At 61.4% G+C, this 26080-nt stretch carries 28 protein-coding genes; 21 read left to right on the top strand and 7 right to left on the bottom strand.

Annotation, left to right across the window (positions count from 1 at the left end; all coding sequences use genetic code 11):
- The first annotated feature begins 3 nt into the window (after positions 1 to 3).
- The 3 genes from KR49_RS01640 to KR49_RS01630 are packed head-to-tail and all read left to right on the top strand — an operon-like array spanning position 4 to position 2343.
- Positions 4 to 891: an inositol monophosphatase family protein gene (locus KR49_RS01640; protein ID WP_043691058.1), complete on the top strand. Its 888-nt coding sequence runs from the start codon at positions 4 to 6 to the stop codon at positions 889 to 891.
- Between the two features lie 22 nt (positions 892 to 913).
- Positions 914 to 2092 (top strand): ATP phosphoribosyltransferase regulatory subunit, encoded by a 1179-nt coding sequence (locus KR49_RS01635; RefSeq protein ID WP_043691057.1) that lies wholly within the window; start codon positions 914 to 916, stop codon positions 2090 to 2092.
- 26 nt (positions 2093 to 2118) lie between these two features.
- Entirely contained in the window at positions 2119 to 2343 is a 225-nt protein-coding gene (locus KR49_RS01630; protein ID WP_043691056.1) for a ferredoxin family protein, read from the top strand.
- Between the two features lie 11 nt (positions 2344 to 2354).
- Here KR49_RS01630 and KR49_RS01625 read toward each other — a convergent pair whose 3' ends face one another.
- Positions 2355 to 2963, bottom strand: coding sequence for a ferric reductase-like transmembrane domain-containing protein (locus KR49_RS01625; protein WP_043691055.1), 609 nt, complete (start codon positions 2961 to 2963; stop codon positions 2355 to 2357).
- 134 nt (positions 2964 to 3097) lie between these two features.
- Between KR49_RS01625 and htpG the strand changes: the two genes are divergently transcribed.
- The 8 genes from htpG to KR49_RS01585 all read left to right on the top strand — a co-directional run bounded on the left by htpG (position 3098) and on the right by KR49_RS01585 (position 11336).
- A complete protein-coding gene (gene htpG / locus KR49_RS01620) occupies positions 3098 to 5002 on the top strand; it encodes a molecular chaperone HtpG (protein ID WP_043691052.1) in 1905 nt (634 codons plus the stop codon).
- Between the two features lie 77 nt (positions 5003 to 5079).
- The gene (rpmB, locus tag KR49_RS01615; RefSeq protein WP_043691050.1) at positions 5080 to 5316 is read left to right on the top strand and encodes a 50S ribosomal protein L28; all 237 of its coding nucleotides are present in this window, start codon (positions 5080 to 5082) and stop codon (positions 5314 to 5316) included.
- A gap of 10 nt (positions 5317 to 5326) precedes the next feature.
- Positions 5327 to 5887: a peroxiredoxin gene (locus KR49_RS01610; RefSeq protein WP_043691047.1), complete on the top strand. Its 561-nt coding sequence runs from the start codon at positions 5327 to 5329 to the stop codon at positions 5885 to 5887.
- A 56-nt stretch (positions 5888 to 5943) separates the two neighbouring features.
- On the top strand, positions 5944 to 7428 hold the full coding sequence (gene ggpS / locus KR49_RS01605) for a glucosylglycerol-phosphate synthase (protein WP_043696457.1): 1485 nt from the start codon (positions 5944 to 5946) through the stop codon (positions 7426 to 7428).
- Entirely contained in the window at positions 7425 to 8693 is a 1269-nt protein-coding gene (locus KR49_RS01600; protein ID WP_043691046.1) for an ABC transporter substrate-binding protein, read from the top strand. The genes ggpS and KR49_RS01600 overlap by 4 nt, the downstream gene beginning before the upstream one ends.
- Complete coding sequence (locus KR49_RS01595) at positions 8690 to 9556, top strand: carbohydrate ABC transporter permease (protein WP_043691044.1); 867 nt, start codon at positions 8690 to 8692, stop codon at positions 9554 to 9556. Before KR49_RS01600 ends, KR49_RS01595 begins: the two co-directional genes overlap by 4 nt.
- Positions 9553 to 10368: a carbohydrate ABC transporter permease gene (locus KR49_RS01590; protein ID WP_043691042.1), complete on the top strand. Its 816-nt coding sequence runs from the start codon at positions 9553 to 9555 to the stop codon at positions 10366 to 10368. The genes KR49_RS01595 and KR49_RS01590 overlap by 4 nt, the downstream gene beginning before the upstream one ends.
- Positions 10365 to 11336, top strand: a complete 972-nt coding sequence (locus tag KR49_RS01585; protein ID WP_043691040.1) for an ABC transporter ATP-binding protein — start codon at positions 10365 to 10367, stop codon at positions 11334 to 11336. The genes KR49_RS01590 and KR49_RS01585 overlap by 4 nt, the downstream gene beginning before the upstream one ends.
- Positions 11337 to 11563: 227 nt before the next feature.
- On the opposite strand, the gene KR49_RS13710 is transcribed toward KR49_RS01585, so the two are convergent.
- Positions 11564 to 11752: a hypothetical protein gene (locus tag KR49_RS13710; protein WP_156957073.1), complete on the bottom strand. Its 189-nt coding sequence runs from the start codon at positions 11750 to 11752 to the stop codon at positions 11564 to 11566.
- Between the two features lie 25 nt (positions 11753 to 11777).
- On the opposite strand from KR49_RS13710, the gene KR49_RS01575 reads away from it, so the two are divergent.
- Positions 11778 to 12815, top strand: coding sequence for a PstS family phosphate ABC transporter substrate-binding protein (locus KR49_RS01575; protein ID WP_043691038.1), 1038 nt, complete (start codon positions 11778 to 11780; stop codon positions 12813 to 12815).
- Here KR49_RS01575 and csaB read toward each other — a convergent pair.
- Positions 12806 to 13873, bottom strand: coding sequence for a polysaccharide pyruvyl transferase CsaB (gene csaB, locus KR49_RS01570; protein WP_043691036.1), 1068 nt, complete (start codon positions 13871 to 13873; stop codon positions 12806 to 12808). The genes KR49_RS01575 and csaB overlap by 10 nt on opposite strands.
- A 52-nt stretch (positions 13874 to 13925) precedes the next feature.
- On the opposite strand from csaB, the gene KR49_RS01565 reads away from it, so the two are divergent.
- The 3 genes from KR49_RS01565 (at position 13926) to psaK (ending at position 14814) form a co-directional block, all read left to right on the top strand.
- Complete coding sequence (locus KR49_RS01565) at positions 13926 to 14201, top strand: DUF2499 domain-containing protein (protein WP_043691035.1); 276 nt, start codon at positions 13926 to 13928, stop codon at positions 14199 to 14201.
- 5 nt (positions 14202 to 14206) lie between these two features.
- A complete protein-coding gene (locus KR49_RS01560; RefSeq protein WP_052378285.1) occupies positions 14207 to 14488 on the top strand; it encodes a DUF3593 domain-containing protein in 282 nt (93 codons plus the stop codon).
- A gap of 68 nt (positions 14489 to 14556) precedes the next feature.
- Complete coding sequence (gene psaK, locus KR49_RS01555; protein ID WP_043691033.1) at positions 14557 to 14814, top strand: photosystem I reaction center subunit PsaK; 258 nt, start codon at positions 14557 to 14559, stop codon at positions 14812 to 14814.
- 45 nt (positions 14815 to 14859) lie between these two features.
- Here the strand turns inward: psaK and KR49_RS01550 are convergent, their stop codons facing one another.
- Entirely contained in the window at positions 14860 to 16053 is a 1194-nt protein-coding gene (locus KR49_RS01550; protein ID WP_043691030.1) for an NAD(P)/FAD-dependent oxidoreductase, read from the bottom strand.
- Between the two features lie 21 nt (positions 16054 to 16074).
- Positions 16075 to 18009, bottom strand: coding sequence for a 1-deoxy-D-xylulose-5-phosphate synthase (dxs, locus tag KR49_RS01545; RefSeq protein ID WP_043696454.1), 1935 nt, complete (start codon positions 18007 to 18009; stop codon positions 16075 to 16077).
- Between the two features lie 80 nt (positions 18010 to 18089).
- On the opposite strand from dxs, the gene ilvA reads away from it, so the two are divergent.
- From ilvA to KR49_RS01530, 3 genes are read left to right on the top strand one after another with little or no spacing between them, the layout of a single operon-like run.
- Entirely contained in the window at positions 18090 to 19619 is a 1530-nt protein-coding gene (gene ilvA, locus KR49_RS01540) for a threonine ammonia-lyase, biosynthetic (RefSeq protein WP_043691028.1), read from the top strand.
- 39 nt (positions 19620 to 19658) lie between these two features.
- Entirely contained in the window at positions 19659 to 20156 is a 498-nt protein-coding gene (scpB, locus tag KR49_RS01535) for an SMC-Scp complex subunit ScpB (protein ID WP_043691026.1), read from the top strand.
- 24 nt (positions 20157 to 20180) lie between these two features.
- Positions 20181 to 20477, top strand: coding sequence for a YggT family protein (locus tag KR49_RS01530; RefSeq protein ID WP_043691024.1), 297 nt, complete (start codon positions 20181 to 20183; stop codon positions 20475 to 20477).
- On the opposite strand, the gene KR49_RS01525 is transcribed toward KR49_RS01530, so the two are convergent.
- Entirely contained in the window at positions 20471 to 20935 is a 465-nt protein-coding gene (locus tag KR49_RS01525) for a hypothetical protein (protein WP_043691022.1), read from the bottom strand. The two genes, KR49_RS01530 and KR49_RS01525, sit on opposite strands and share 7 nt — an antisense overlap.
- A gap of 8 nt (positions 20936 to 20943) precedes the next feature.
- A complete protein-coding gene (locus KR49_RS01520) occupies positions 20944 to 21273 on the bottom strand; it encodes a nucleoside triphosphate pyrophosphohydrolase family protein (RefSeq protein WP_043696451.1) in 330 nt (109 codons plus the stop codon).
- Positions 21274 to 21346: 73 nt separating this feature from the next.
- Here KR49_RS01520 and pyk point away from each other — a divergent pair, with 73 nt between their 5' ends.
- The 3 genes from pyk to ftsH are packed head-to-tail and all read left to right on the top strand — an operon-like array spanning position 21347 to position 26025.
- On the top strand, positions 21347 to 22801 hold the full coding sequence (gene pyk, locus KR49_RS01515; protein ID WP_043691021.1) for a pyruvate kinase: 1455 nt from the start codon (positions 21347 to 21349) through the stop codon (positions 22799 to 22801).
- Between the two features lie 23 nt (positions 22802 to 22824).
- A complete protein-coding gene (locus KR49_RS01510) occupies positions 22825 to 24054 on the top strand; it encodes an ABC transporter permease (protein WP_043691020.1) in 1230 nt (409 codons plus the stop codon).
- A gap of 57 nt (positions 24055 to 24111) precedes the next feature.
- A complete protein-coding gene (ftsH, locus tag KR49_RS01505; protein WP_043691019.1) occupies positions 24112 to 26025 on the top strand; it encodes an ATP-dependent zinc metalloprotease FtsH in 1914 nt (637 codons plus the stop codon).
- Positions 26026 to 26080: the final 55 nt, after the last annotated feature.

The following is a 26080-nucleotide window of genomic DNA, read 5'->3' as shown; positions in this document are numbered from 1 at the left end:
ACGATGACATCAAACCTGTGTGCGCAGGCCGCTGAGCAGGCTGGTCTGAATCAGGCGGCTCTGCGTCACCTGGCAGACGTGGCCAGGGAGGTGGCCGAACTCGGCGGTGCTGAGCTGATGCGTCATTACGGACGTCTCTCAAGCATCGAGAACAAAGGTCGCATCGGGGATCTGGTCACCAACGCAGATCTCGCAGCGGAAGCCAGAGTGCTGGAGGCCCTGAGGGAACGAACGCCCGAAATCGCCGTTCTGGCTGAGGAGAGCGGGGCCAGAGGTGAACAGGACGGCCTGCGCTGGTGTGTCGATCCGCTCGACGGAACCACCAACTTCGCTCACGGGTATCCCTTCTTCGCCACATCGATCGGATTGACGTGGCAACAACAGCCCGTGCTCGGGGCGATCGCCGTGCCGTTTCTGAACGAGACCTTCTGGGGAGCTCCGGGCCTCGGCAGCTTTCTCAACACATCACCGATGCAGGTGAGTTCTTGCAACCACCTGGCGGACGCGCTTCTGGTGACGGGCTTCGCCTATGACCGTCACACACGGCTCGACAACAACTACGCGGAGTTCTGCTGGTTCACCCATCGCACCCGCGGCGTGCGTCGTGGCGGAGCTGCTGCGGTCGATCTGGCCTTTGTCGCAGCGGGGCGTCTCGACGGTTACTGGGAACGGGGTCTCGCGCCCTGGGATCTCGCGGCTGGCGTTGCTCTGGTGGAGATCGCCGGCGGACAGGTCAGCGATTACAGGGGAGAGCGTTTCGACATCGGCAGCGGACGCGTCCTGGCCTGTGCCCCCGGGCTGCATCAGGCCATGGTGGACGAACTGAACCAGGTGGAGCCACTCAGCGGTGCCTGTTTCGGTGCGCCGGGGATCACGGCCGTGGGATCCTGAAGCGTCGCCGACGACTTCGGACATGGCGCTGCAACCCGCAGCTGGCGCCCGGGATCTCAACCCGCGGCAGGTGGAGAGCAATCGCCTGCTCAGTGAACGGCTTGCCGCCGTCTACAGACTCTGGGGATACGACGAGGTGTCTCCTCCCCGGGTCGAGCGGCTGGACACCCTGATGGCAGGGGGTGCCATCGCCAGCGGTGATGTCGTCAGGCTTGTTTCGGACGACCCACTCGGGCTTCGCCCCGAGATGACCGCCTCGATCGCTCGCGCAGCCAGCACGCGGCTGGCGAGTCGTCCTCGACCTCTGCGCCTCTGGGCCTCAGGCACGGTCTTCCAGAGCCGTTCTGCCGATGAAGGCGGCATGTGCATCGAGGAGAACCTCCAGAGCGGAGTGGAGCTGTTCGGCGTCCAGGGAGTGGAAGCGGAGATGGAACTGCTGGCCCTGCTCATCGCTTCGGTATCGACCCTCGATCTGGGGGCAGGGCATCAACCGCAGCTGTTGATCGGTCACACCGCCCTGATGGATCTGGTGCTCTCTCCGTATGACGGAGTCCGAAAGGACGCCATCCGCACAGCTCTCACCCGATACGATCGCCTGGCCATCGAAGCGATGGATCTGCCGCAGGTCGATCGTGACCGGCTGCTTCGGCATCTCGACAGCCGAGGCAGACCTGACCTGCAGTTGCGGGAGCTGGAGGAACGGTTCGGCCCGCAGCCGGTGTTCGCGGATCTGAAGCGTCTCACGGACCTGCTCACGCCGGCGGCTGACGCCCAGGGTGTCTCAGTTCAGCTGGATGCCACCTTCCAGCCGATCTTCGAGCTCTACACAGGTCTTGTGTTCCAGTTGGTGTGCCAGGGGAAGGCAGCACCTGTCGTGATTGCCCGTGGAGGTCGTTACGACGATCTGGTTCGACGCTGCGGGGCGACGGGGATGGATGCGGCCGGTGTCGGGTTCAGCCTGGCGATCGATCCGATCCGAGAATTGCTCAGCGAATCCAGCGCGGGGCAAGCCGCTGAACCGGCTGTTCTGGTGGCCTATTCAGCCGGAACCGGTCTGGAGGATGCACTGCAAAGACAGCTGTCCTGGCATCAACAGGGAACACGCGCGGTGGTGGAGTTGAAACCGGTGGCTGATCGAACCCAGGCGGAGGCGATGGCCAGGGAGCGAGGCGGGCTGCAGCTGGACTGGATCACTCCCTAAAGTCCGGGTCCCATTTGATTCCCGTCATGCCCCACACCATCGTGAGCGATGTGTGCGAAGGCGTCGCCGACTGCGTCGATGCCTGTCCGGTCGCCTGCATCGATCAGGGGGGCGGTAAGAACAGCAAGGGAACCGACTTCTACTGGATCAACTTCGACACCTGCATCGACTGCGGGATCTGTCTGCAGGTCTGCCCTGTGGAGGGGGCGATCCTGGCCGAGGAGCGACCTGACCTGCAGAAGGTGAGCTGAACCACGTTCCCTCAGTTCGTGGTTCCGTGAAGCGCTCCGGGTGGCTGGTGCTTCGCCATGCGAACCGGTATCAGAGCCAGAGTGAACACAAGCAGCGGGGCGTAAAGCCAGAGCGGACCCTTCTTCGTGTGCTCGACATAGGTGAGTGCGAACACAGCCCACAACCAGTGACTGCCGATGAAGTGAAGCCGCTTCCAGTTCTGCAGACCCATCCATTTCTGGGCCTGATCTGTGGACGTCAAAGCCATCAGAGCGACGAACAGGTAGCCGAGCCCCCCGAACACCCACTGCGCCTTTGACTGATCACTGAGAAATGGTTCCGGGAAGCAGAGGGAGATCGCCAGGATCAGAGCCAGATGAACGAAGTGGGACGCTGCAAAGCTCAGACCGATCCAACGCCTGTTGCGCAGGATCCAGATGGTGAGAGGTGATCTCCAGAGACTCTGGAGACTGGAGGCTGTGAAGGCGATCGAGAACAGAAGCAGGGAGCTGCGACCGGTGGCATCGATGCCTGTCTTGATGGAGGCCGCACTCCACCCGGCCTGCATCAGGAAGACGGCCAGTGAGAGAAGGATCAGACCGCTGACCCAAACAGTGATTCTCGGGCCGTCAACCTTCATGGCACGGAGCTCAAAGCCGAATTCTGAAGCTGCGTTCTGCCCCGGATGAGCCCATCAGTACGGAGAACCACCAAGGGTGGCTCTTGAGGGAGGTCTGGGTCGATTTGTAGGGTCGGTTTTTCTCTCAGATCCTCATGTCGGTGATGGAAGAACAGGGTCAGATTCAGATCCACACCGAGAACATCTTTCCGATCATCAAGAAGGCCGTTTATTCAGGCCACGAGGTGTTCCTCAGAGAACTGGTGAGCAATGGGGTCGACGCCATCAGCAAGAGGCGGATGGCCGCCATGGCTGGCGACTGCAGCGAGGGCGATGAGGGCGCCATCCGGATCTGCGTCGACCGTGAAGCCAAAACCGTCACCATTTCCGACAACGGGATCGGAATGACGGCTGATGAGGTGAAGCGCTACATCAACCAGGTCGCCTTCTCAAGCGCTGAGGATTTCCTCCAGAAATACAAACAGGAGGACGACGCAATCATCGGCCACTTCGGCCTTGGCTTCTACTCGAGCTTCATGGTGGCTCAGCGCGTCGAGCTGGTGACGCGATCAGCCCGACCTGACAGTGAAGCGGTTCGATGGAGCTGCGATGGATCTCCGAATTTCAGCATCGTCGCGGCAGAACGCGAGTCGGCCGGGACCGATGTGATTCTCCATCTGATGGAGGAGGAACTTGAATACCTTGAGCCGGCAAGAATCCGGACCTTGATCAATACCTACTGCGATTTCATGGCAGTACCGGTGCAACTCGAAGGCGAGACCATCAACAAGAGGGAAGCACCCTGGAGAAAGAGTGCTCGTGACCTGACAGATCAGGATTACATCGATCTCTACAACTATCTCTATCCCTTCCAGGGTGATCCCCTGCTGTGGGTTCATCTCAATACGGATTATCCCTACAACCTTCAGGGAATTCTTTTCTTCCCGAAACAGACTGGTCGCGCCGACTGGGAGAAGGGAGAAATCAAGTTGTACTGCAATCAGGTTTTCGTCAGCGACTCGATCAAGGAAGTTGTTCCGCGCTATCTGTTGCCGTTGCGAGGGGTGATCGATTCACCGGATATTCCCCTGAATGTGAGCCGCAGTGCCCTGCAAACAGATCGGAGAGTCCGCTCCATCGGCAGTTTCGTCGCCAAGAAAGTGGCCGATCGACTTCGCAGCCTCAAACAGGACGACCCCTCTGCCTACGCAGAAGCCTGGGAATCACTTGCCCCGTTCGTGAAGATCGGCGCGATGGAGGATGAAAAGTTCGCTGATCAGGTGTCCGAACTGATTCTGTTCGGAACATCAGCGCCCGCAGGGACAGGCGACGAGGCAGATCCTGTGGGTGCAAACGGCAACTGCTACACAACGCTCGCCGGATACCGCAGCAGACTTCCATCCGACAACAGCACCCGCATTCTCTACAGCACGGATGATGTGGCTCAGGCGGGCGCTCTGAATCTGTGGACCGCTCAGGGGGCCGAGGTCCTGAAACTCGAAACGGTGATCGACACGCAGTTCATCCCCTGGATGGAGCAGCGACATGACGATCTGAAGTTCCAGCGGGTTGATTCCGAGCTGGATGAAAGCCTCAAGGACGATGACTCCGAGCTGGCGGATCAGGATGGCAACACCCAGTCTGAAACTCTTCGCAGTCTGATCAAGGAGGCTCTGGCCAACGACAAGGTCACCGTTCAGGTGCAGGCGCTCAAGAGTGAGGGCGCACCCCCGGCCATGATTCTTCTGCCGGAGCAGATGCGGCGGCTGAATGACATGGGAGCCCTGATGGAGCAGAGACTTCCAGGACTGCCGGATCACCATGTTCTGCTGGTGAATCGCCGCCATCCCCTCGTGGAGGGGCTTCTGAAACTCAAATCCGGCTCCGTTCTCGTGGGTTCGGCGGAGTCGTCCCCCACTGAGCGGCTATCCCGCGATCTGGCGGTTCACCTCTACGACATGGCACGACTCGGGGTCGGCGGGCTGGAACCCAACGAACTGGCCGGATTCCAGACCCGCAGCGCAACCCTGATGGGTGACCTGATGCAGAGAGGCCTCTAGCAGCCAGTCTTTGATAGGGTTGTTGTTTGATTCCGTCTGATCGGGATCGAGCAACCTCAAGTCAGAAGGACGTCGTCATGTCACGGGTGTGTCAGCTCACGGGTACTCGCGCCAACAACGGCATGGCCGTGAGCCATTCCCACATCCGTACCAAGAAGTTGCAGCAGGCCAATCTGCAGCAGCGTCGTCTGTGGTGGGCCGAAGGAAAGCGTTGGGTGAACCTGCGCATCACGACTCGCGCCCTGAAGACCATCCAGAAGAAGGGTCTTGGTGCCTATGCCAAGTCCCTCGGCATCAATCTCGCCAAGCTCTGAAGCCGCTCCGATGCAGCGCAGGGATCTGCTGATACGCACCGGTCTGCTGATGGCGGCGGTGTGTCTTGGCCCGAGAAGCGTGAGTGCTCTGGGAGGCGCCCAGCTCTCCATCGGCGAGGCCGTGCCGACCTTCCAGCTGCCTGGATCCAGTCGCTCCGATAAAGATCGTTCCCTGTGGTCTCTCTCCGATTTCCAGGGCCAATGGCTTGCCTTGTACTTCTATCCCCGGGATTTCACCGGGGGCTGCACGCTGGAGGCCCGCGGCTTCCAGACCATGCATCAGAGCTTCCGGGACGCGGGGGCTCAGGTGGTGGGCATCAGTGCCGACAGCGTCGATGACCACACATCCTTCTGTGACAGCGAGGAGCTGAGCTTTCCACTGCTCTCCGACCCCGACGGAACCGTGAGCAAGGCCTACGGGTCGTGGATGGCTCCCTACTCGCTGCGTCACACCTTCCTGATCGACCCCAACGGCGTTCTGCGCGAGCGGTGGGTCGCCGTACGCCCGAACGGTCACGCGAAGGAGGTGCTGGATTCTCTTCTGAATCTTCAGAACAACACGTCTGTTTGACAAATTCGCCACCTTGATGAAAGGTGGTTATCAAATTCATGCGCGATGTTGTGAACATGGGCAGCAGTAGTTTCATCATTCTCTACCACCGCACACCTTTTGACGAAGGAACTGATGAGCAGGGAAATCGAATATGGGTGGATCAGAAAAGCCCGAACGGCATCATTCCAACGCTGAGAAATATATTCAGAGACTGCGATGACGGAACCTGGATTGCCTGGAGAAGGGTCGAGAATCCCGAATCCGGCGACATTGAGCGGATCGGAATGCATGATCCATCACCATTTACGCTCTGCAGAATTCCGCTCCATGATACTCAGATAACCAGTTTTTATCACATCACATCTAAGGAGTCCTTCTGGCCGATTCTGCATACATTTCCAACACACTTCAACGTCAATAACGCCGACTGGTCCATCTTCGAAGAAGTGAATCTCAGATTTGCTGAGGCAGCATGCGAGGAAGCTGCTGAGGGCGCCACGGTCTGGGTGCACGACTACAACCTCTGGCTCGCACCCGGATACATCCGGGAACGACGTCCAGATCTGAAAATTGCGTTTTTTCACCACACTCCTTTCCCGGGGAATGATGTTTTCGCAATTCTTCCCTGGCGTGAGCAGATCCTCGAGAGTCTGCTCTGCTGTGATGTTGTGGGTTTTCACATCCCCCGATACACCGAGAACTTCGCCAGAGCTGCCAGCACTCTTGTTGGAGCCAACCGCGGACCGAAGGTGCCGGTCGACAAGAAATTCATCACGGTCGGGACAGCCCTGTCAGAAGGCACCGTCACCAGTCATCTGGAGCACAACGGCCGCTGTGTTCAGTTACTGAGTTCACCGGTGGGAACATCGCCGGATGTGATTCAGGAGCTCTCCTGGAGTGCTGCTGTCGAAAATCACGGTGAACTGATCGTTCAGGACACCAAGAAGGGACGCAAGCTGATTCTTTCCGCAAGCCGAGTCGATTACACCAAGGGAAACGAAGAACTGCTGCTTGCCTATGAACGCCTGCTGGAGCGACGTCCTGATCTTCACGGTGACGTTGTGCTGATGCTGGCCTGTGTTGCAGCTGCGAGCGGCATGAAGATCTACGAGGACACACAGCGGTCGATCGAAGAAATGGCCGGTCGCATCAATGGTCGCTTCAGCCAGATTGACTGGGTTCCGGTGCGTTTCTCCACCCGAAGGATTCCTTACGAGGAGATGATCGCCTGGTTCTGCCACGCCGATGTCTGCTGGATCACGCCACTTCGGGACGGGCTGAATCTGGTCGCCAAGGAATATGCCGCAGCCCGCCGGAACCGTGGGGGAGTCCTGGTTCTGTCGGAATTCACAGGCGCCTCTGTGGTGCTTGATGGAGCGGTGCTGACCAACCCATACTCCAACCGACGCATGGATGAAACCATCGAGACGGCACTGGTCATGCCGGAGGAGGAGCAGCGGGATCGGATGAGTCGGATGACTGAGGCAGTCGAGAACTACACCGTCAAAGACTGGGCTGAAGAGCAGCTGGCCGGTTTCCCTCAGGCTGTCGTTGCATGACCATCGGCCGGCGCACGCTGGCCGCTCTGCTCGGCCTCACCCTGCTGTTCAGCTTCGGGCTGGCCTGGTCCGGACAACGACAGATTCAGCGGGTCAACATCCTGATGCCGGCTCCCTTCGCGGATGCCACGGCAGAGCTGGTGCAGCGGTTCAATCGTGACCATCGCGGGAGCATCGCCCTCAGAGTGACCCGCGGCCCCCGCGACACCGAGTCGATCTCCGACCTGGCCATCAGCAGTCTTCTGCTGGGCAGTCCCCCCTTCGATGCCCTGCTGATGGATGTCACCTGGCTGGCCAAGTACGCCGCCGCCGGGTGGCTTGAACCGCTTGATTCCTACTTTGAACCTCAGGAGATCGATGCACTGGTCGCGGGAGCCCGGCTTGGCAATCACTACGACGGCGTTCTTTACCGCTGGCCTCTGATCGCCGACGTGGGTCTGCTCTACTGGCGCAAAGACCTGATGGAGGCACCACCGCGCACTCCGGACCAGCTGAGCAGTGTCGGCCGCCGGCTGATGGATGACGGTGCGGTGAACAGTGGATTCGTCTGGCAGGGGCGTCAGTACGAGGGATTGAGCTGTGATTTCGTTGAGATGCTCAGTGCCTTCGGTGGCAACTGGCTGAACCCACAGACCGGTGAACCCTCGCTCAACTCATCCGAGGCGCTTGAGGCCGTCGGATGGATGCGGAGCCTGATCCGTGATGGCATCAGTCCGAAAGCTGTGACCAACTATTCCGAATCCGAGTCGCTGCAGGCCTTCAAGGCAGGAGATGCCGCCCTGATGCGGAACTGGCCGTACGCCTGGGCGGAGCTTCAGAAGCCTGACAGTGCTGTGCGGGGACAGGTCGGGGTGACGCTGATGGTCCACAACGCGGGGCATCAGCCCGCTGCCACGCTCGGGAGCTGGGGGCTGAGCCTGCTGAAGGGCTCGGATCATCCACAGGCCGTGATCGAGGCGATTCGATTCCTCACATCTCCCGAGGCACAGAGGGAGCGATTCCGCAATCAGGGCTACACCCCCACCGACCGGTCCCTGTTCCGGGATCCCGAGATGCTGGAACTCTCCCCAATCCTGCCGGACCTGGAGCAGGCCCTCACCCACGCTGTTCCGCGACCTCCCACGCCGCTCTATGCCCAGCTCAGTGATGTGCTGCAGCGTCAGCTCAGTGGCGTGCTCACAGATGATCTGGCGGTTGACCAGGCGATGAACAAGGCACAGATCAACAGCATGACGATCGTCGAAGCCGCGGGAGGCGCCTCGTGACCTGGTTGCTGCTGACGCCGGCGCTGCTGCTGATGGCTCTCATCTTCGGATGGCCGATGTTGCGTTATGCCTGGCTCAGCTTCCACGCCAACTCGGTCCTGACGGGCCTGGTGCCGGTGGCCAACGGCGGTGCCAACTGGATGCGGCTGCTGGCCGACGACCGTTTCTGGCAGGACGTGCTGCAGACGAGCCGCTTCGCTCTGGTATCCGTGACAGCCGAGCTGTTCCTCGCCCTTCTGATCGCCCTGCTGCTCGATCAGCGTTGGAGGGGGCGCGGTGCCGTGAGAGCTCTCACGCTTCTGCCCTGGGCTCTGCCCACCACGATGATGGCTCTGGGCTGGCGTTGGATCTTCAACACCCCCTACGGCCCCCTGGAAGCAGTCGCCGGGTTCGTGGGGCTGGGTCCGCTGAATCTGATGGCATCACCGCAGTGGACCTGGCTGGCCACGGTGGTGGCCGATGTCTGGAAGACAACTCCCTTCATCACGTTGATCCTTCTGGCTGGCCTGCAGACGATTCCGGCCGATCTCTACGCAGCCTTCCGTCTGGAAGGAGGCCGCTCCATCCAGGCACTGCGCGACATCACCCTGCCGCTGCTGCTGCCGTACATCCTGCTGAGCCTGCTGTTCCGGCTGGCCCAGGCCTTCGGAGTGTTCGACCTGATTCAGGTCCTCACGGGAGGCGGACCGGCCGGGAGCACGGAGAGCCTCGCGTTGTATGCCTATTTCAACGCCATGCGTTTCCTCGACTTCGGTTACAGCGCCACGGTCATGCTGGGTGGGTTCCTGCTGCTGAGTCTCTCGATCCTGCTCGGTGCCCTGGCGCTGCGGCTCTCCGGCGCGCTGCGACCGTTGCAGCCATGAACCGACGACAACTCTGGATCAGCCTGCTGTTGCTCTGGTCACTGGCTCCGATGCTCTGGCAGCTGATCAGCTCCTTCACCACCACGGCGGCACTGGTGGATGGTGGGGTCCCGTTCCTTCAGCGCTGGACCCTGATCCACTACCGCCAGTTGCTGAGCAGCGATCCACCCTTCTGGAGATTTCTGCTGAACAGCACCGTGCTGGCCTCGGCGTCCACCGTGCTCACCATCGCCCTGGCCATCCCCGCCGCCTACGGACTGGTGCGACTGCCCCAACGGTGGTTGCGCGTCAGTCGGACCTTGATCGCCGGTGCCGCCCTCTTTCCTTATGTGCTCCTGTTTCTGGCCCTGCTGGAACTGGCCCGCAGCCTGAATCTGGGCAACAGTCTTCTCGCCCTGGCCATTCCGTATTCAGCCCTTTCCCTCCCACTGGCCCTGCTGCTGCTGACGGCAGCCTTCGAAGGGCTTCCGAAGGATCTCGATGACGCCGCAAAACTGGAAGGAATGAGCCTGGTGCAGCGGCTGCGATGGGTTCTGATTCCCCTGATCGCACCGGCGACGGCCAGCACGGCGATTCTCGTCTTCCTGTTCGCCTGGAATGAATATCCGATCGCCCTTACCTGGCTGAGCCGCAGTGAACAGCTCACCTTGCCGGTGGCGATGGCCCGCATCGCCGGCTCTTCGGTGTATTCCGTTCCCTACGGCGCTTACGCGGCTGCCACAGTGCTCGGAGCTTTGCCTCTGCTCTTGCTCGTGTTGCTGTTTCAGCGCCAGATCGTCTCCGGCCTCACCAACGGCGCTGTGAAGGGATGAGCCTGACTCTGCAATCGGTCGGCCGCCGTTACGGCGACACATGGATCCTTCAGAACCTTGACCTTGAGGTCGGTTCAGGGGAATGCCTCGCGCTGCTCGGCCCGAGCGGTTGTGGCAAGAGCACAGCCCTGCGTCTGATCGCCGGCCTTGACACGCCCGATGAAGGCAGCATCCGGATCAATGGCGAGGTCATGAACGGCGTGCCGCCGGATCGGCGACGGGTGGCCATGGTCTTCCAGAGCTATGCCCTCTTCCCCCATCTCTGCATCCGGGAGAATCTGAATCTCGGACTTCGCATCCGTGGGGTGTCCCCCGATGATCAGCGCCGCAGGGTGGCGTCGATCATCGAGGTGATGCAGCTGGGATCGCTCGCGGAACGACGGCCTTCGGAGCTGTCGGGAGGGCAACGGCAGAGGGTTGCCCTGGCACGGGCGTTGCTGCGGGATCCGCTTGTGTATCTGCTGGATGAACCGATGAGCAATCTCGACGCCCAGCTCAGGGAAGAGCTGAGGCCTGAGCTCAAGCGACTCGTCCTGCAGGGTCCACAGCCGGTGGTGTACGTGACCCACGACCAGCAGGAGGCGATGGCGCTGGCAGACCGGATTGCCGTGCTTCGCAACGGCAGGATCGAACAGATCGGAACGCCCAGGGAGTTGTACGAACGCCCGGCGACCCTGTTTGTCGCACAGTTCATCGGACGACCACAGATGAACCTGCTGCATCGGGAGACGGGATTGATCGTGGGGATCAGACCTGAGCATCTGCGACTCGATCGAGAAGGCCTCCCCTGCCGTCTGATCGGCCGGGAATGGCTGGGGGCCGGGCAGCAGCTGCTTCTGGAGTGCAGCGCTGGAACGCTGCGCATGCTCTGCGACGGCACGGTTGAGCCTGGCGACGATCTCAGGGTGTCGTGGAACAGCTCCGATGAGCACCGATTTCTGGACGGCAGCGGAACTCGAATGGCCTGATCCAGCGGTGCGCTGCGACACGTCCTGGATCAGCCGAAGTCGCTGAAATAAATGTCGATGCAGTCTGGTGATGACGTCCGCACTCTGGAGACAACGCAGTGACGTTCTGATCTGCCTTCTGATCCAGACCTTGTTGATTGTCATCGGTCAGAGCCTTCAGGGCCTGCAGCTCAGGCATGGAAGCAAGACAACACAGGCACAACCATCAGTTTCAACTCTCCATAATCTCAACAAGAACGATCAACAAGCTGATTCATTCCGGGCAAAGTTTGCAATAGAAACAGAGAAGTAAAATCATCAATATTGACCATTTCTGATGATTTCCATCCTTTGGCATCCCATCCAATCCATGCATGGTGAGCATCTGTCAGGAGCAATAACCGTTGCTTAACCCGGCGGTCAACTTCCGTCCCCATCATTAAGAAGCATCCCTGTTCGACGATGGGTTCATCGGCAGCTATCCGCCCAGTAATTCTTCTTGCGGGCGTCAGTGCAGCAGTGGGACTGACCGCAGCAACAGCGCAAAGCTCAGACACCATCAGGATCAGCGGATCCAGCACCGTTCACCCGATCACGCGATCAGCAATCCGTGAATTCAAGTCCACTGCTGCTGGTGCGACGAGCAACTTCAAACTCAGCGAAACAGGATCATCAGCCGGGTTCCGTCAGTTCTGCAGTGGGACCATCGTTCTTGCCAACGCTTCGCGTCCGATTTCCGCCAAAGAATTAAGGTCTTGCAAGACCAATAACATCAGTTTCATCGAATTGCCGATTGCCTTTGATGCCATCACAGTTGTCGTCAATCCTGCCAACAGCTGGGCGAACAGCCTCACCATCAATGAACTCTCAAGGCTCTGGAGCAAGCAGGCTCAAGGGAAGATCAGCAAATGGAATCAAGTAAATCTTGATTTTCCTGATGTCGGCATCAAGCTATGCGGCCCTGGCATGGATTCAGGAACATTTGACGTCTTCAACAAGACAGTGAATGGCTCGAAGACAAACTCCCGAACTGATTACACCTCCAGTGAAGACGACAACGTTCTTGTCAGGTGCGTGATGGAGAACAAAGATGCTCTGGCTTATTTCGGCTACGCCTACTTCAAGAATAATGCCAAGAGTCTCAAGTCTGTTAAAATCATCAATCCTGAAGGGCAGGCTACTGCGCCTTCCAGGCAGTCAGTCCAGAACGAAAAGTATCAACCACTGGCAAGGCCACTGTTTCTGTACGTCAACGATCAGGCCTTGAGAAAGAACAAAAACTTTCGTCAGTTCGTGAGCTACTACCTGCGCAACATCAGCTCACTGGTGAACAGCAGCAACTACATCCCCCTCCCGGACTCCACCTACCGGCTCGTGGACGCCAAGTTGTATCGCCACATTCTCGGCACAAGCTTCGGTGGTGATCTACCGGTGGGGCTGACCATCGGCCAGGCCATCGATCGCAGTTTCGATCAACACAAAACATCCGCTCACCGTTGAAGAAACTGCTCCAGCATGCGGCCATGGGCTGAAGCCTGGGTTCGGATCTGCTCGATGGTCTGAGGATCGGCGGGTGAATCGGCTGCGGCCAGCCACTGGCTGAGGATGCTTGCTGCCGTCGGCAGCTTGTCCAGCTTCAGCCAGGGCACATCGGCCATCTCCGCAGCCGCTTCCACTTTCGGGTCGTAACTGAGGGCCGCCATGGGGCAACCGGTCAGCCTGGCGAGAATCAGCGCATGCAGGCGCATGGGCACCACCAGCCTCGCCTTGCGCACGGTCGCGAAAACAGTTTCAACGCTGCGCGGCACGATCGTTGAGCTGCGGGCCGCGAGAGACGCAGGGATCAGACCACGCTCCTTCAGCGCATCAAACAGCACGGCATCCTGATGCTGGTGAAACGCGAGCCAGCGCACAGGGGCCTGCAGCTGTTCCGCCAGATCATCGAGAGCCGAAAGGAGCACGGACCAGCCGGAGTCATCCAGCAGGGATGTCGGTCTCCAGCAGACGACGATCGAAACGCCTCCAGACCAGGACTGCGGAGGCATCTGCCAGACCGGATCAGGGGCCATCTGCGACGGCAGTCGGGGAGCCCAGCGCCTGGAACGCTCCAGGGAACTCCGATCACGCCAACTGGCGGCTGTGCACAGAGGCAGCACCTGCCGCACCAGCCAGCGACTGGTCGGTCTGTTCAAGGGGCCTAGCCCCTGACCCCAGAGCAGAATCGGGCGGCGCTGAATCCGTGCCGTCACGATCAGCAGCAGGTAATAGATCAGGCTCCGCAGGCTGGTGCTGTCCTGCAGCAGGCTTCCGCCGCCGAGAATCAGGGCATCGGCCCGGCCCACGGCCGCGAGCACGGAGCCCAGCGATCGACGGGCCACGCCGTCCGCCATCGGCGCCAGGGCCCGCAACGCCTCCTGATCGTTCGCAGTGATCAACAGGCTGAAGCCGGCAGGGATCTGCTGAAGCAGCACCAGCAGCAGGGCATCATCCCCGAGGTTGTTCTCCCCGTAGTAACCGCACAGAAGCAGGGTGCGCGTGCCGGTCCCAGCCACGGTCATCGCCCTGCAAACAGGCTCATTATCCGGCAGTTCCCATCATTAGGGTGTCGCCATGCATGAGCTTTCCTTCGGAACCTGGTGGATTCACATCGCTTCAGTGATCGAGTGGATCCTGGCGATTGTTCTGATCCAGCGGCGGGGTCTGAACGGGCTGGCCCTGGCCATGCTTCCCGCCCTGGTGAGCGCCATGGCCGCCTGCACCTGGCACCTGTTCGATAACAGCGAAGCTCTGCGCGGCCTCGTGCTGCTTCAGGCCAGCCTGACATTGCTGGGCAACGTTGTTCTGGCACTGGCCGCTCTGCAGCTGAAACGTCGCGCGGCGACCTGATGCCCATGGACCTCGATCCCGCTCCCCTTTTCGCCCTGTCTCTGCCGCCCTACCTGCTGTTTCTGCACTGGCTGCGACAAAGCGACGCCCTGCCTCCTCTGGCTCTCTGGGGCTTCCGGCTCACCCTGCTCTTCGTGCTGGTGACGATCGGGGCGGCGATTGTGGCGCTGCGTTGCTGCAACGCGGAACTCGTGGAGATCGATGCCCTCCACGGGGGCGCGGAAGCTTTTCTCACACTCGGAAACGCCGTACTGGTGATCGGGCTGATCCAGCGGCATCAAGGGTGAACAACTCTTAAGAGTGCAGTTCACAACAGTGATGACCTCGGATGATGGAGCGTCGCTCCACGCCTTGCATGCTGACCCCTCTCCTCGCTATCGCCCCTGCAACCGTCTCCTGGTCTCCCAAGGTTGCCCTGGTGATGATTGCCTGCAACGTGATTGCCATCGCGATCGGCAAGGCAACAATCAAGCACCCGAACGAAGGTGCTCAACTCCCCAATCCCGCCTTCTTCGGCGGCATGGGCCGCGCTGCCCTGCTGGCCACCACCAGCCTTGGCCACGTGATGGGCATCGGCGCCATCCAGGGTCTTGCTGCCCGCGGCGTTCTCTGATTCGGAACAGACCGTCCTGAGGGAGCTGCCCCCACCGGCACTCCCTCAGATCAGATAAGGAAGCAGACGCGGCCCGTAGCGTTCGAACCTGTAGTCGAACAGAAGCTGCGACAGGTCCTCTGCGTCTGCCTGTCTGGAGAGTCCCTCGATCAGACGAAGCATCCGCCGATCCGCCCGGGGAGCATCCAAACCCCACCAGGTGCGTCGAGCCAGACGTCCACTGATGCCCCAACGCCAGCCCAGACGTCGGCGCAAGCGAGAGGAGTAGTGGGAGATCAAGGCATCCCGCTTCTGAGGATGAGCCCTCTCATCGCTCATGACGTCCGCCAGCAGATCGGAACTCCGAAGAGCGTGACGAAGTCCCTCGCCACCGAGAAGGTTGCAGGTTCCTGCCGCATCACCGACCGCGATCAGAGCACCACGTCCCATGCTCTGGTCCCGACGGACTGTGCTGGAGACCAAGCCGCCGTGGCGATCCAGCACCGGCAGGCTGTCGAGGTCACAGTGCTGTATCAGGCGCCGGAGACTGGAACCGAGGGCATCGCCCCGGCCTGACAAGGGAGGTGGCAACCGGCAGATTCCCACCTTCAGACGATGCTGATCCATGGGGAACACCCAGCCGTAGCCGTGAGAAACCCACCGTGAGCCGAGAAAGAAGCTGAGCCGATCCCGCCACGGAGCCGAACGGCGGTCATCCGCCTGAAGCAGCCATTCGACGCCCTCACCCTTCAGCAGCGGATCCTCCCGGGTCTCCACGGGCACCCCCGCCTGACGCAACAGAATCCGCTGAGAGCCCGTGGCATCCACCAGCCATCGGACGGTCCGGCGCTCTGAGGCGCTGCGACCGGAGCGCAGCTCCACGGTGGCGCAATCGTCCTGCAGCTGTTCCAGCGCAACCCTGCAGCCGCTGATCAAATGGACCCCCGCACGGCAGGCCTGCTCCCACAGTGCGGCCCGAAGGCGACCGAAATCGAGCACGACACCAAGAGCATCGTTTGCCCACCACTGGTGAGTCATGCCCTCTGGATCGTGCAGCTGCCAACCGTTCCAGCGACTGCCCCAGCAATCGTTCGGAATCCCGAGTTGGAGAACGTCCCGCATCGGAACGGCAGCACTGGAATAGGCGTTGCGGTGGGGGTCGCTCAGGGGATCCACCAACATCACCTGCTCCCCGGCCTGGGCGAGACGGATCGCCAGGCGCGCTCCAGCAGGTCCGGCGCCGGCGACGAGAACCGTCATCGCTTCAATGCCCTGGAGAGCTCAGGACTGGACCGCGCCGACGGGTGAGGTTTCGATGAAGTCGGCACGGGATGACAGAGGGAACCTGTCGAGGATGCGCTTGGCCATCTGTGGGGGGGTCAGCTGCAGGGATTCCTTGCTCTGCTGGGGTGTGGCGTGATCCACCAGCTGATCGGGGATACCGATACGCAGCAGGGAGGGGTTGATGTCGCGATCGTTGAGAGACTCGAGAACGGCGGCACCGAAACCACCGGGAAGAGCCCCTTCCTCCATGGTCACCACCCTGCCGATGCGTCGGGCCAGGGGGTGGATCAGCGCTTCATCGAGCGGCCGCAGGAATCGCGCATTCACCACAGTGGCCGAGAACCCGGCTTCTTCCAGAAGTGTTGCTGTGTCAAGCGCCGGTTTGACCATGGCGCCGTAAGCAACGATCAGCAGGTCATCGCCCTCTCGCAGAACCTCACCGCAGCCGACCGGCAGCGGCTCCCATCCCTCCTCCATCAGCGTGACGCCCACACCGGAGCCCCGTGGGATCCGAAGCGCCGTGGGGCCAGGGTGTGCAAGGCAGGTGACCAGCATCCTCTGAAGCTCAGCTTCATCCTTGGGAGCCATCACGGTGAAGTTGGGCACCGATCTCAGGTAGCTGATGTCGTACTGCCCCTGATGCGTCGGGCCATCGGCTCCGACGATGCCGGCACGATCGAGCACAAACGTGACCGGCAGTTTCTGGATGCCCACGTCGTGAATGAGCTGGTCGTAAGCCCGCTGAAGGAAGGTGCTGTAGATCGCCACCACCGGTCGCAGACCCTCGCAGGCCATCCCGGCGGCCAGCGTCACCGCATGCTGTTCGGCGATTCCGACATCGACGTACTGCTTGGGAACAGCCTTCTGCAGCAGATCCAGACCGGTTCCTGTGGCCATGGCGGCAGTGATACCGATCACGCGGCTGTTCTGTTCGCACAGCTTCACCAGGGTCTGCCCGAACACCTTGCTGTAACTGGGAGGCTTCGGCTTCTTGGAGGGAATCGCCTTGCCGGTGCTCAGGTCGAAGGCGGACTGGGCGTGGTACCCGACCTGATCAGCCTCGGCATAGGGATAGCCCTTGCCCTTGGTGGTGACCACATGCACCAGAACCGGACCGTGGGAACGATGGGCCGCCTGGAAGGTTCGGATCATCTCACCGATGTCGTGGCCGTCGATCGGCCCCATGTAGGTGAAACCGAGTTCCTCGAACACCGCCCCCACCTTCGGCACCGCCAGTCGGCGCATGCTTCCCTTGAGACGGTTCAATTCCGCCGGCAGTTCGCCGCCCATGAAGGGCAGATGACGGACGCTTTCCTCGACACTGCCGGAAAGGAACTGCATCGGTGGGCTGAGTCGTGCCCGGTTGAGTGCATTGGAGAGAGCCCCGACCGGCGGTGAGATCGACATGTCGTTGTCGTTCAGCACCACCAGCAAGGGGGTCTCCGGCAGGTGACCGGCGTGGTTGATCGCTTCGAGAGCCATGCCACCGGTCATGGCCCCGTCGCCGATCACGGCAACGCATTTGAAGCTTTCGCCGCGGTTGTCCCTCGCCAGGGCCATTCCGAGGGCTGCGGAAATGGAGGTGCTGGCATGACCGGCACCGAAATGATCGAAACGACTCTCCGACCGCTTGAGATAGCCGGCCACTCCGTGCTGCTGACGGAGCGTTCCGAAGTCGTTGTAGCGGCCGGTGATCAACTTGTGGGGATAGGCCTGATGGCCCACATCCCAGATCACACGGTCGTGGTCGAGATCGAGGGTTTGATACAGAGCAAGCGTGAGCTCAACAACACCGAGCCCCGGGCCGAGATGGCCACCACTGGTGGACACCACCTCGAGATGGCGTTCACGGATCTGACGACCGACATCCTCAAGCTCAGCGACGCTGAGTCCGTGCAGCTCATTCGGATGCTTCAGATCTCCGAGATGCATGCACAGCCCACTGCAATCCATGCAATCTACGGGGTCCCTTCCGTTGACCAGAGGCTGCGGGCTCTGGAGAGAATGGTGTGATGACCGACTATCTGCAGCGGATACTGCGGGCCCGCGTCTATGACGTCGCCCACGAGACTCCGCTCGAACCCGCCCCAAATCTCAGTCGCCGTCTGCAGAACCGCGTCTGGCTCAAGCGTGAGGACCTTCAACCGGTGTTCTCGTTCAAGTTGCGGGGCGCCTACAACCGGATGTCGCAGCTGACCACGGATGAGCTGCAGCGTGGCGTGATCGCCTCCAGCGCCGGCAATCACGCTCAGGGTGTCGCTCTCAGTGCCCGTCGCCTGAACTGCCGTGCGGTGATCGTGATGCCCAGCACGACGCCCGAAGTGAAGGTGCGGGCGGTGCGGGCGCTCGGTGGAGAGGTGGTCCTGCACGGGGAGACCTACGACGAATGTTCCGCGGAAGCGCGACGCCGCTGCAGTGCCGAAGGGCTCACCTACATCCACCCCTTCGATGATCCGGAGGTGATCGCCGGCCAGGGCACGATCGCGCTGGAAATCATGCGGCAGAGCGAGGAACCACCCCAGGCGATCTATGTCGCCGTCGGCGGAGGTGGCCTGATCGGTGGGATTGCTGCCTATGTGAAAGCGCTCTGGCCCGAGATCGAGATCATCGGCGTCGAACCGCAGGATGCCGCAGCGATGACCCGCTCTCTGGAGGCTGGCGAGCGCATTGAGCTCGACCAGGTGGGGCTGTTCGCTGATGGTGTCGCCGTGCGCCGGGTCGGGGAACACACCTTTGATCTGGCGAAACGGCACGTGGACCGCATGGTCACGGTCGACACGGATGCCATCTGCGCAGCCATCAAGGATGTGTTCGAGGACACCCGGTCGATTCTGGAACCCGCCGGAGCCCTCGCCGTGGCGGGGATGAAGCGGGACGTGATCGATCGGCAGCTGACCGGTCGGCGTCTGATCGCCGTGGCCTGCGGCGCCAACATGAATTTCGATCGGCTTCGCTTCATCTCCGAACGGGCTGAACTCGGGGAAGAGCGGGAAGCGATGCTCGCTGTGGAGATCCCGGAGCGACCTGGAAGCCTGCGCGATCTCTGCGAGCAGCTCAAACGCCGCAGCCTCACGGAATTCAGCTACCGGATGACGGAAGGCTCCCGGGCACAGATCTTCATCGGTGTGCAGGTGCAGGACGAACGGGACCGCAGCGCTCTGGTGAGCACACTCGGCGCCGCCGGATTCCCCTGCCATGACCTCAGCGACAACGAATTCGCCAAGAATCACCTTCGCCACATGGTGGGCGGGCGACTGCCCTCCTCAGCCCGACAGGCCTGCGCCGGTGATTGCCGCGAACTGCTGTATCGCTTCGAGTTCCCGGAGCGCCCCGGCGCCCTGATGAACTTCGTGAATGCCCTTCACCCCGGCTGGAGCATCAGCATTTTTCATTACAGGAATCACGGTGCCGACGTCGGTCGCATCGTGGTGGGAGTTCTTGTGCCCGTCGATGGCATGGATGGCTGGAGGGCCTTCCTGGACGACCTCGGGTACCGATGCTGGGAGGAAACGACGAATCCCGCCTATGCCCTGTTCCTGTAAGGGATCAGGCGGTACCTTGACTCATCCTGCGGGGTAGAGATGACGGAGCCGTCACTGGCCACCCGACTGGAGGCGATTCTCTATCTCAAGGGGCGGCCGATTGCGGTGGGTGAACTGTCGGAACTGGCCGGTGTTCCGCGATCGGAGGTGGAGCAGGCGCTCCTTGAACTGAGCACGAGCTACTCGCAGCGCGAAACAGCCCTCGAAATCGTCAGCCAGAACGGACGGTACGGGCTGCAACTGCGAGCCGGACTCGGAGATCTGGTCCGCGATCTTCTTCCGGTGAACCTGTCAACGGCCACCCTGCGCACCCTGGCCACCATCGCGCTGAAGAAGCGCATCCTTCAGTCGGAGCTGGTTGATCTGCGTGGCTCCGGTGCCTACGACCACATCAAGGAACTGCTCGCCCAGGACTTCATCGAACGCCGACGGCAGAGTGAAGGCCGTTCCTACTGGCTGACGCTTTCGGAGAAGTTCCATCGCACCTTTTCAGTGCTCCCGGATCTTGGAACGTCCGAAACAACGGAGCCTGCATAGAGTCGAAGTACAACAGCTCCAGCCATGGCGAGTCTCTCCGTCACCATCCTTCAGGTTCTGGCCCAGACCCTTCAGATCTATTCCCTGGTGTTGATCGTCCGGGTGCTGCTGAGCTGGTTCCCCAATCTGGACTGGGGCAATCCTGTGCTGAGCACGGTGAGTTCGATCACAGATCCATACCTGAACGCCTTCCGCGGATTGATTCCTCCCCTGGGTGGCATCGACCTCTCCGCCATCCTGGCCTTCGTGGCGCTGAACCTGCTTCAGCAACTGCTGCTCAACGCCAGCTTCTATTTCTATGCCGGCGGTCTGAGCTACTGAATCTCCTGCTCCAGAGGCAGAAGATCATCACCATCGTCGGCGCGGCTGCGCACCGGAGCTGAAAACCCCCTGGCTTTGGCGTTCCGGACATCAAAGGGACCTGGTGTTCCTGCCGGAACGGCGATCCGCAGGGCGAACGGATGTGTCCCTGGGGCCACATCACCGATGGATCCCACTCGGGTGCGGTTCTGCAGAGCAGGTTCTCCGCTGGCATCCAGAATGCGGGCATAGACATCCGTGTCGACGACCGGACGACGACCGGGGTTGTCCACCTTGCCGCTGAGCACGAAGCAACTGGCTCCCATCGGGCGTCCGACATCCGGTTGATTTCCCGGATCCTCCTCAGTGCAGGGAAGCAACTGGATGGCGGAGAGCTTCAGATCCGCAGCCCTGGCTGGAGCCGCTGATCCAAGCAGGATCAGCAGGCTGGTGAGGAGCGCAAGCAGACGACGGGACATGGCAGCGATCAGCGATGGTCACCGCTGCCGCCGATGCGACCACGGGCGGCACGGCTGGCGAGCTTGTCGAGGTTGGCGGTGGCAACCTCCTCGAGGTCATAACCGAGCTCTGACGCGAGCTGCGCCACGTACCAGAGCACATCGCCCAGCTCGAGCTTGATCGCCTCCCGGGTTGGGTCGTCGAAGACACCCCCACGGTCCCGAAGCACCTTCTTGACCTTGTCCGCCACCTCTCCGGCCTCGCCGCTGAGACCCAGCGTCGGATAGACGGGGTTGGCGCCCACGTCGGGATAAGCGGCAGTGCGGCGGGCAGCGGCCTGATAAGCATTGATGTCGATGGCTGCCTCCCACCGGCGGACGCCGGCTTCCAAACGACTGGATGGTAGTTTCCGCAAGGTTTTTAGCCTCGGTATGGGCCAGTTCGATCAGAACCGTCGGACCAAGATCGTGGCCACCATCGGCCCCGCCACGGAAAGCGCCGAGCGGATCAAGGAACTTGTTCAGGCTGGAGCAACCACCTTCCGCCTGAACTTCTCGCACGGCGATCACAGCGAGCATGCGGCACGGATCGCGACCATCCGGGAGGTTTCCAACGAACTGGGCATCAACATCGGCATCCTTCAGGACCTGCAGGGGCCGAAAATCCGTCTGGGTCGCTTTGCTGATGGTCCGATCACCCTGGCCAACGGCGACCGGTTCTCCCTCACCTCCAGACCGGTGAGCTGCGACCAGACCATCGCCACCGTCACCTACGACAAGCTGGCGGATGAAGTGACCGCTGGCAGCCGCATCCTTCTCGACGACGGACGCGTCGAGATGAAGGTCGAACAGGTTGATCAGGCCGAACAGACCCTGCACTGCAGCGTCACCGTCGGCGGGGTTCTGTCGAATAACAAGGGAGTGAACTTCCCCGATGTGCAGCTGTCCGTCCGGGCGCTGACCGATAAGGACAAGGTGGACCTGGAATTCGGGCTGTCCCAGCAGGTGGACTGGGTGGCGCTCAGCTTCGTCCGAAATCCCTCCGACATGGAGGAGATCCGTGACCTGATCCGTCAGCACGGCCATTCCACACCCGTGGTGGCCAAGATCGAGAAATTCGAGGCCATCGATCAGATCGACGCGATCCTGCCGCTCTGTGACGGAGTGATGGTGGCCAGGGGAGACCTGGGGGTTGAGATGCCCGCAGAGGAGGTGCCGTTGCTGCAGAAGGAACTGATCAGCAAGGCGAACAGCCTCGGCATCCCGATCATCACAGCGACCCAGATGCTGGATTCGATGGCCTCCAGCCCGCGGCCGACCCGCGCGGAAGTGAGCGATGTCGCCAATGCCATCCTCGACGGCACCGATGCCGTGATGCTGTCCAACGAAACCGCCGTCGGCGATTTTCCCGTGGAGGCGGTTCAGACGATGGCGACCATCGCTTGCCGCATCGAGAAGGACTATCCCCGGCGGGCCATTGACAGTCATCTGCCCAGCACGATTCCCAACGCCCTCAGCCTGGCGGTGAGTTCCATCGCCAGTCAGCTGAATGCGTCGGCGATTCTGCCGCTCACCAAAAGCGGTGCCACCGCCAAGAACGTGAGCAAATTCCGTCCAGCTGCGCCGATCCTGGCCATCACCCCGGATCCCACCGTCGCCTGCCGGCTGCAGCTCGTGTGGGGCGTGAAGCCTCTGGTGATTCCGCAGCATGAACGGACCACCCACACCTTCCTGGCGGCCATGAACAAGGCGAAGTCGCTGGGACTGCTCAATGAGGGGGATCTGGTGGTGCAGACCGCGGGCACGCACACAGGCGTCTCGGGTTCCACCGATCTGCTCAAGGTGGGAATCGTCAGTTCCGAGGAGTCAGCGGTCAACATGATCTGAAGCACCCACCTGCCTGAGCAGCCATGACCCGGCGGATGCCGCCAACGGAGACGGTGAGGATGGCCCTCACCACCCTGCGGAGCAACCGGCTTCGCAGCCTGCTCACGATGGTGGGCATTGTCATCGGCAATGCCTCGGTGATCACCCTTGTCGGAGTCGGGCGCGGTGCGCAGGGCCTGGCCGAGGAACAGCTGAGCAACCTCGGAGCCAACGTTCTGTTTGTGGTTCCTGGGAACAACGACACCCGTCGCCGAGGAGTCGCCTTCCCGAGAACACTGGTTCTGGAGGATGCCGAAGCGATCGCCGAGCAGGTGCCAAGCGTCAGTCGCGTGGCTCCGCAGATCACCAGCAGCCAGGTGGTCCAGACGGGAGCCCGCAGCGCCACCAGCTCGATCTCCGGCGTCACGCCCGAGTTTCTCCCCGTGCGCAGCTTTGAGGTTGCTCGGGGGCGGTTCATCACCGCCGAGGACAACAAGGCTGCCCGCAACGTCGTGGCGATCGGCCCGGATCTGCGTCTGAAACTCTTCCCCACCGGCAACGCTCTGGGGCAGCAGATCCGGATCGGGAGCCAGGCGTTCGAGGTGGTCGGTGTGATGGCACCGAAGGGAGCCGTGTTCGGCAGCAACCAGGATGAGAATGCCTACATCCCCCTCAGCACGATGGTGACAAGGCTGACGGGTCGGGATCCCACCTACGGCATCAGTCTCAGTTTCATCAGCGTGGAAGCACGGGATGAGGCGAGCACCGGTGCGGCCAAGTTCCAGATCACCAATCTGCTGCGGCAGCGGCATCGGATCCTGCGCGATGACGACTTCGCCGTCCGTTCCCAGAAGGATGCCCTCAGCATCGTGGGAACCATCACCGGAGGGCTGACGCTGATGCTTGCTGCCATCGGCGGCATCTCCCTGCTGGTGGGAGGCATCGGAATCATGAACATCATGCTCGTCTCCGTCAGCGAGCGAACCGAGGAAATCGGACTCCGCAAGGCTCTGGGGGCTCGCAGCAGCGACGTTCTGCAGCAGTTCCTGGTCGAATCCCTGGTGCTGTCCAGCCTCGGCGGCGCCATCGGCACGGCGGCAGGCCTCGGCACCGTTGCGCTTGTGGCGGCCGCGACGCCGCTGCCGGCGACCATCGGCACCGGCATGGTGCTGATCACGGTGGGGCTGTCCGGTTCGATCGGGCTGTTCTTCGGCGTCGTTCCGGCCCGCCGAGCTGCAAGGCTGGATCCGATCGTGGCCCTCAGAAGTCTCTGAACGACGCGTCAGAGAGCGGTCCAACTGCTTTACAATCGTTCATCATTTCTCAGGATCATGAATCAGCGCTGGCGCCTCCTTGTTCTCTGGCTCCTGCCGATCGCCGTGGTCCTGCTGATCGGCTGGCAGGTCGTGAGCAACGGCGGCGTCAACGGAGTGGGCCCCAGCGGCCCGACCGTGGCACCCCGGAATGCCGCCGTCGCGAGGATGAGCTACGGACGCTTCCTTGACTACGTCGAGGCAGGCCGCGTCACAGCCGTCGACATCTACGACGGAGGTCGCAATGCCGTGGTTGAAGCCGTCGATCCCGATCTCGACAATCGCGTCCAACGGCTGAGAGTGGATCTTCCTGGGCTGGCCCCAGAACTGATCAACACCCTCAAGAGCGAGGGCATCAGCTTCGACATTCATCCACCCCGCACCGCACCTCCGGCTCTCGGTCTGCTGGGCAACCTGCTGTTCCCACTGATCCTGATCGGCTCTCTCATCTTCCTGGCCCGACGCAACAGCGGCATGCCCGGTGGCCCCGGTCAGGCGATGCAGTTCGGCAAAAGCAAGGCCCGCTTCATGATGGAGGCCGAAACCGGAGTGATGTTCGACGACGTCGCCGGTGTGAATGAGGCAAAACAGGAGCTTGAAGAGGTCGTCACCTTCCTCAAGCAGCCGGAACGTTTCACGTCCGTCGGTGCACAGATTCCCCGCGGCATGCTGCTGGTCGGACCTCCGGGAACCGGCAAGACGCTTCTGGCCAAAGCGATCGCAGGTGAGGCCGGTGTGCCGTTCTTCTCTCTGTCAGGTTCCGAATTCGTCGAGATGTTCGTCGGTGTCGGTGCCAGTCGTGTCAGGGATCTGTTCAAGAAAGCCAAGGAAAACAGCCCCTGCCTGATCTTCATCGATGAGATCGATGCCGTCGGCCGTCAGCGGGGTGCCGGCATCGGCGGCGGCAACGATGAGCGCGAGCAGACCCTCAATCAGCTGCTCACCGAAATGGATGGTTTCGAGGGCAACAGCGGCATCATCATCATCGCGGCCACCAACCGTCCGGATGTTCTGGATTCAGCTCTGATGCGTCCTGGCCGCTTCGATCGCCAGGTGACCGTCGATGCACCGGACATCAAAGGCCGGCTTTCAATCCTCGAAGTGCACTGCCGGAACAAGAAACTCAAGGAAGAGCTGTCTCTCGAGAGCATTGCGCGTCGCACCCCCGGCTTCACAGGGGCTGATCTGGCCAACCTGATGAACGAAGCCGCGATTCTCACGGCCCGTCGCCGCAAGGAAGCGATCGGCCTCAGCGAAATCGATGATGCCGTGGATCGGATCATCGCCGGCATGGAAGGTCGGCCTCTCACCGATGGACGCAGCAAGCGTCTGATCGCGTACCACGAAGTCGGTCACGCCCTGATCGGAACCCTCGTCAAAGATCACGATCCGGTTCAGAAGGTCACGCTGATTCCCCGGGGGCAGGCACAGGGCCTCACATGGTTCTCCCCCGACGAGGAGCAGTCACTTGTGACGCGAGCTCAACTCAAGGCACGCATCATGGGAGCTCTCGGTGGACGCGCAGCGGAAGATGTGGTCTTCGGCCACCAGGAAGTCACCACCGGTGCGGGTGGCGACATTCAGCAAGTGGCCTCGATGGCCCGTCAGATGGTCACGCGATTCGGCATGAGCGATCTCGGACCTGTTGCTCTTGAGGGCGGCAATCAGGAAGTGTTTCTGGGTCGTGATCTGATGACCCGCAGCGACGTCTCCGATTCCATCTCCCGTCAGATTGACGAACAGGTGCGCGCCATGGTAAAGCACTGCTACGAGGAGACCGTGTCCATTGTCTCGGCGCATCGCCAGGCCATGGATTCCCTGGTCGAAACTCTCATCGAGAAGGAGACGATGGACGGCGATGAGTTCCGCGCCATGGTCGGCGAGTTCGCGACGGTTCCCGACAAGGACCGCTCGACACCGATTCTCAACTGATTCGGAGATCACACCGCAAGACCCTGAGCATCTCTAAGGTGTCAGGGTCTTGTTT

Origin of the sequence: Synechococcus sp. KORDI-49 (assembly GCF_000737575.1) — a bacterium.
In the GTDB taxonomy this organism is placed as follows: Bacteria; Cyanobacteriota; Cyanobacteriia; order PCC-6307; family Cyanobiaceae; genus Parasynechococcus.
Note: the sequence above shows the minus strand (reverse complement) of the source record. Positions and strands in the feature narration are given on the sequence as shown.

Coding starts and splice junctions, on each gene's coding strand:
- KR49_RS01590 (WP_043691042.1), top strand. CDS start 9,553: ATGAACCGACGACAACTCTGGATCAGCCTGCTGTTGCTCTGGTCACTG.
- rpmB (WP_043691050.1), top strand. CDS start 5,080: ATGTCACGGGTGTGTCAGCTCACGGGTACTCGCGCCAACAACGGCATG.
- dxs (WP_043696454.1), bottom strand. CDS start 18,009: ATGCATCTCGGAGATCTGAAGCATCCGAATGAGCTGCACGGACTCAGC.
- KR49_RS01610 (WP_043691047.1), top strand. CDS start 5,327: ATGCAGCGCAGGGATCTGCTGATACGCACCGGTCTGCTGATGGCGGCG.
- psaK (WP_043691033.1), top strand. CDS start 14,557: ATGCTGACCCCTCTCCTCGCTATCGCCCCTGCAACCGTCTCCTGGTCT.
- KR49_RS01635 (WP_043691057.1), top strand. CDS start 914: ATGGCGCTGCAACCCGCAGCTGGCGCCCGGGATCTCAACCCGCGGCAG.
- KR49_RS01560 (WP_052378285.1), top strand. CDS start 14,207: ATGGACCTCGATCCCGCTCCCCTTTTCGCCCTGTCTCTGCCGCCCTAC.
- KR49_RS01525 (WP_043691022.1), bottom strand. CDS start 20,935: ATGTCCCGTCGTCTGCTTGCGCTCCTCACCAGCCTGCTGATCCTGCTT.
- ftsH (WP_043691019.1), top strand. CDS start 24,112: ATGAATCAGCGCTGGCGCCTCCTTGTTCTCTGGCTCCTGCCGATCGCC.
- KR49_RS13710 (WP_156957073.1), bottom strand. CDS start 11,752: ATGGGGACGGAAGTTGACCGCCGGGTTAAGCAACGGTTATTGCTCCTG.
- KR49_RS01510 (WP_043691020.1), top strand. CDS start 22,825: ATGACCCGGCGGATGCCGCCAACGGAGACGGTGAGGATGGCCCTCACC.
- KR49_RS01575 (WP_043691038.1), top strand. CDS start 11,778: ATGGGTTCATCGGCAGCTATCCGCCCAGTAATTCTTCTTGCGGGCGTC.
- KR49_RS01640 (WP_043691058.1), top strand. CDS start 4: ATGACATCAAACCTGTGTGCGCAGGCCGCTGAGCAGGCTGGTCTGAAT.
- ggpS (WP_043696457.1), top strand. CDS start 5,944: ATGGGCAGCAGTAGTTTCATCATTCTCTACCACCGCACACCTTTTGAC.
- KR49_RS01625 (WP_043691055.1), bottom strand. CDS start 2,963: ATGAAGGTTGACGGCCCGAGAATCACTGTTTGGGTCAGCGGTCTGATC.
- pyk (WP_043691021.1), top strand. CDS start 21,347: ATGGGCCAGTTCGATCAGAACCGTCGGACCAAGATCGTGGCCACCATC.
- KR49_RS01585 (WP_043691040.1), top strand. CDS start 10,365: ATGAGCCTGACTCTGCAATCGGTCGGCCGCCGTTACGGCGACACATGG.
- KR49_RS01550 (WP_043691030.1), bottom strand. CDS start 16,053: ATGACGGTTCTCGTCGCCGGCGCCGGACCTGCTGGAGCGCGCCTGGCG.
- KR49_RS01630 (WP_043691056.1), top strand. CDS start 2,119: ATGCCCCACACCATCGTGAGCGATGTGTGCGAAGGCGTCGCCGACTGC.
- KR49_RS01530 (WP_043691024.1), top strand. CDS start 20,181: ATGGCGAGTCTCTCCGTCACCATCCTTCAGGTTCTGGCCCAGACCCTT.
- KR49_RS01565 (WP_043691035.1), top strand. CDS start 13,926: ATGCATGAGCTTTCCTTCGGAACCTGGTGGATTCACATCGCTTCAGTG.
- scpB (WP_043691026.1), top strand. CDS start 19,659: ATGACGGAGCCGTCACTGGCCACCCGACTGGAGGCGATTCTCTATCTC.
- KR49_RS01600 (WP_043691046.1), top strand. CDS start 7,425: ATGACCATCGGCCGGCGCACGCTGGCCGCTCTGCTCGGCCTCACCCTG.
- htpG (WP_043691052.1), top strand. CDS start 3,098: ATGTCGGTGATGGAAGAACAGGGTCAGATTCAGATCCACACCGAGAAC.
- ilvA (WP_043691028.1), top strand. CDS start 18,090: ATGACCGACTATCTGCAGCGGATACTGCGGGCCCGCGTCTATGACGTC.
- csaB (WP_043691036.1), bottom strand. CDS start 13,873: ATGACCGTGGCTGGGACCGGCACGCGCACCCTGCTTCTGTGCGGTTAC.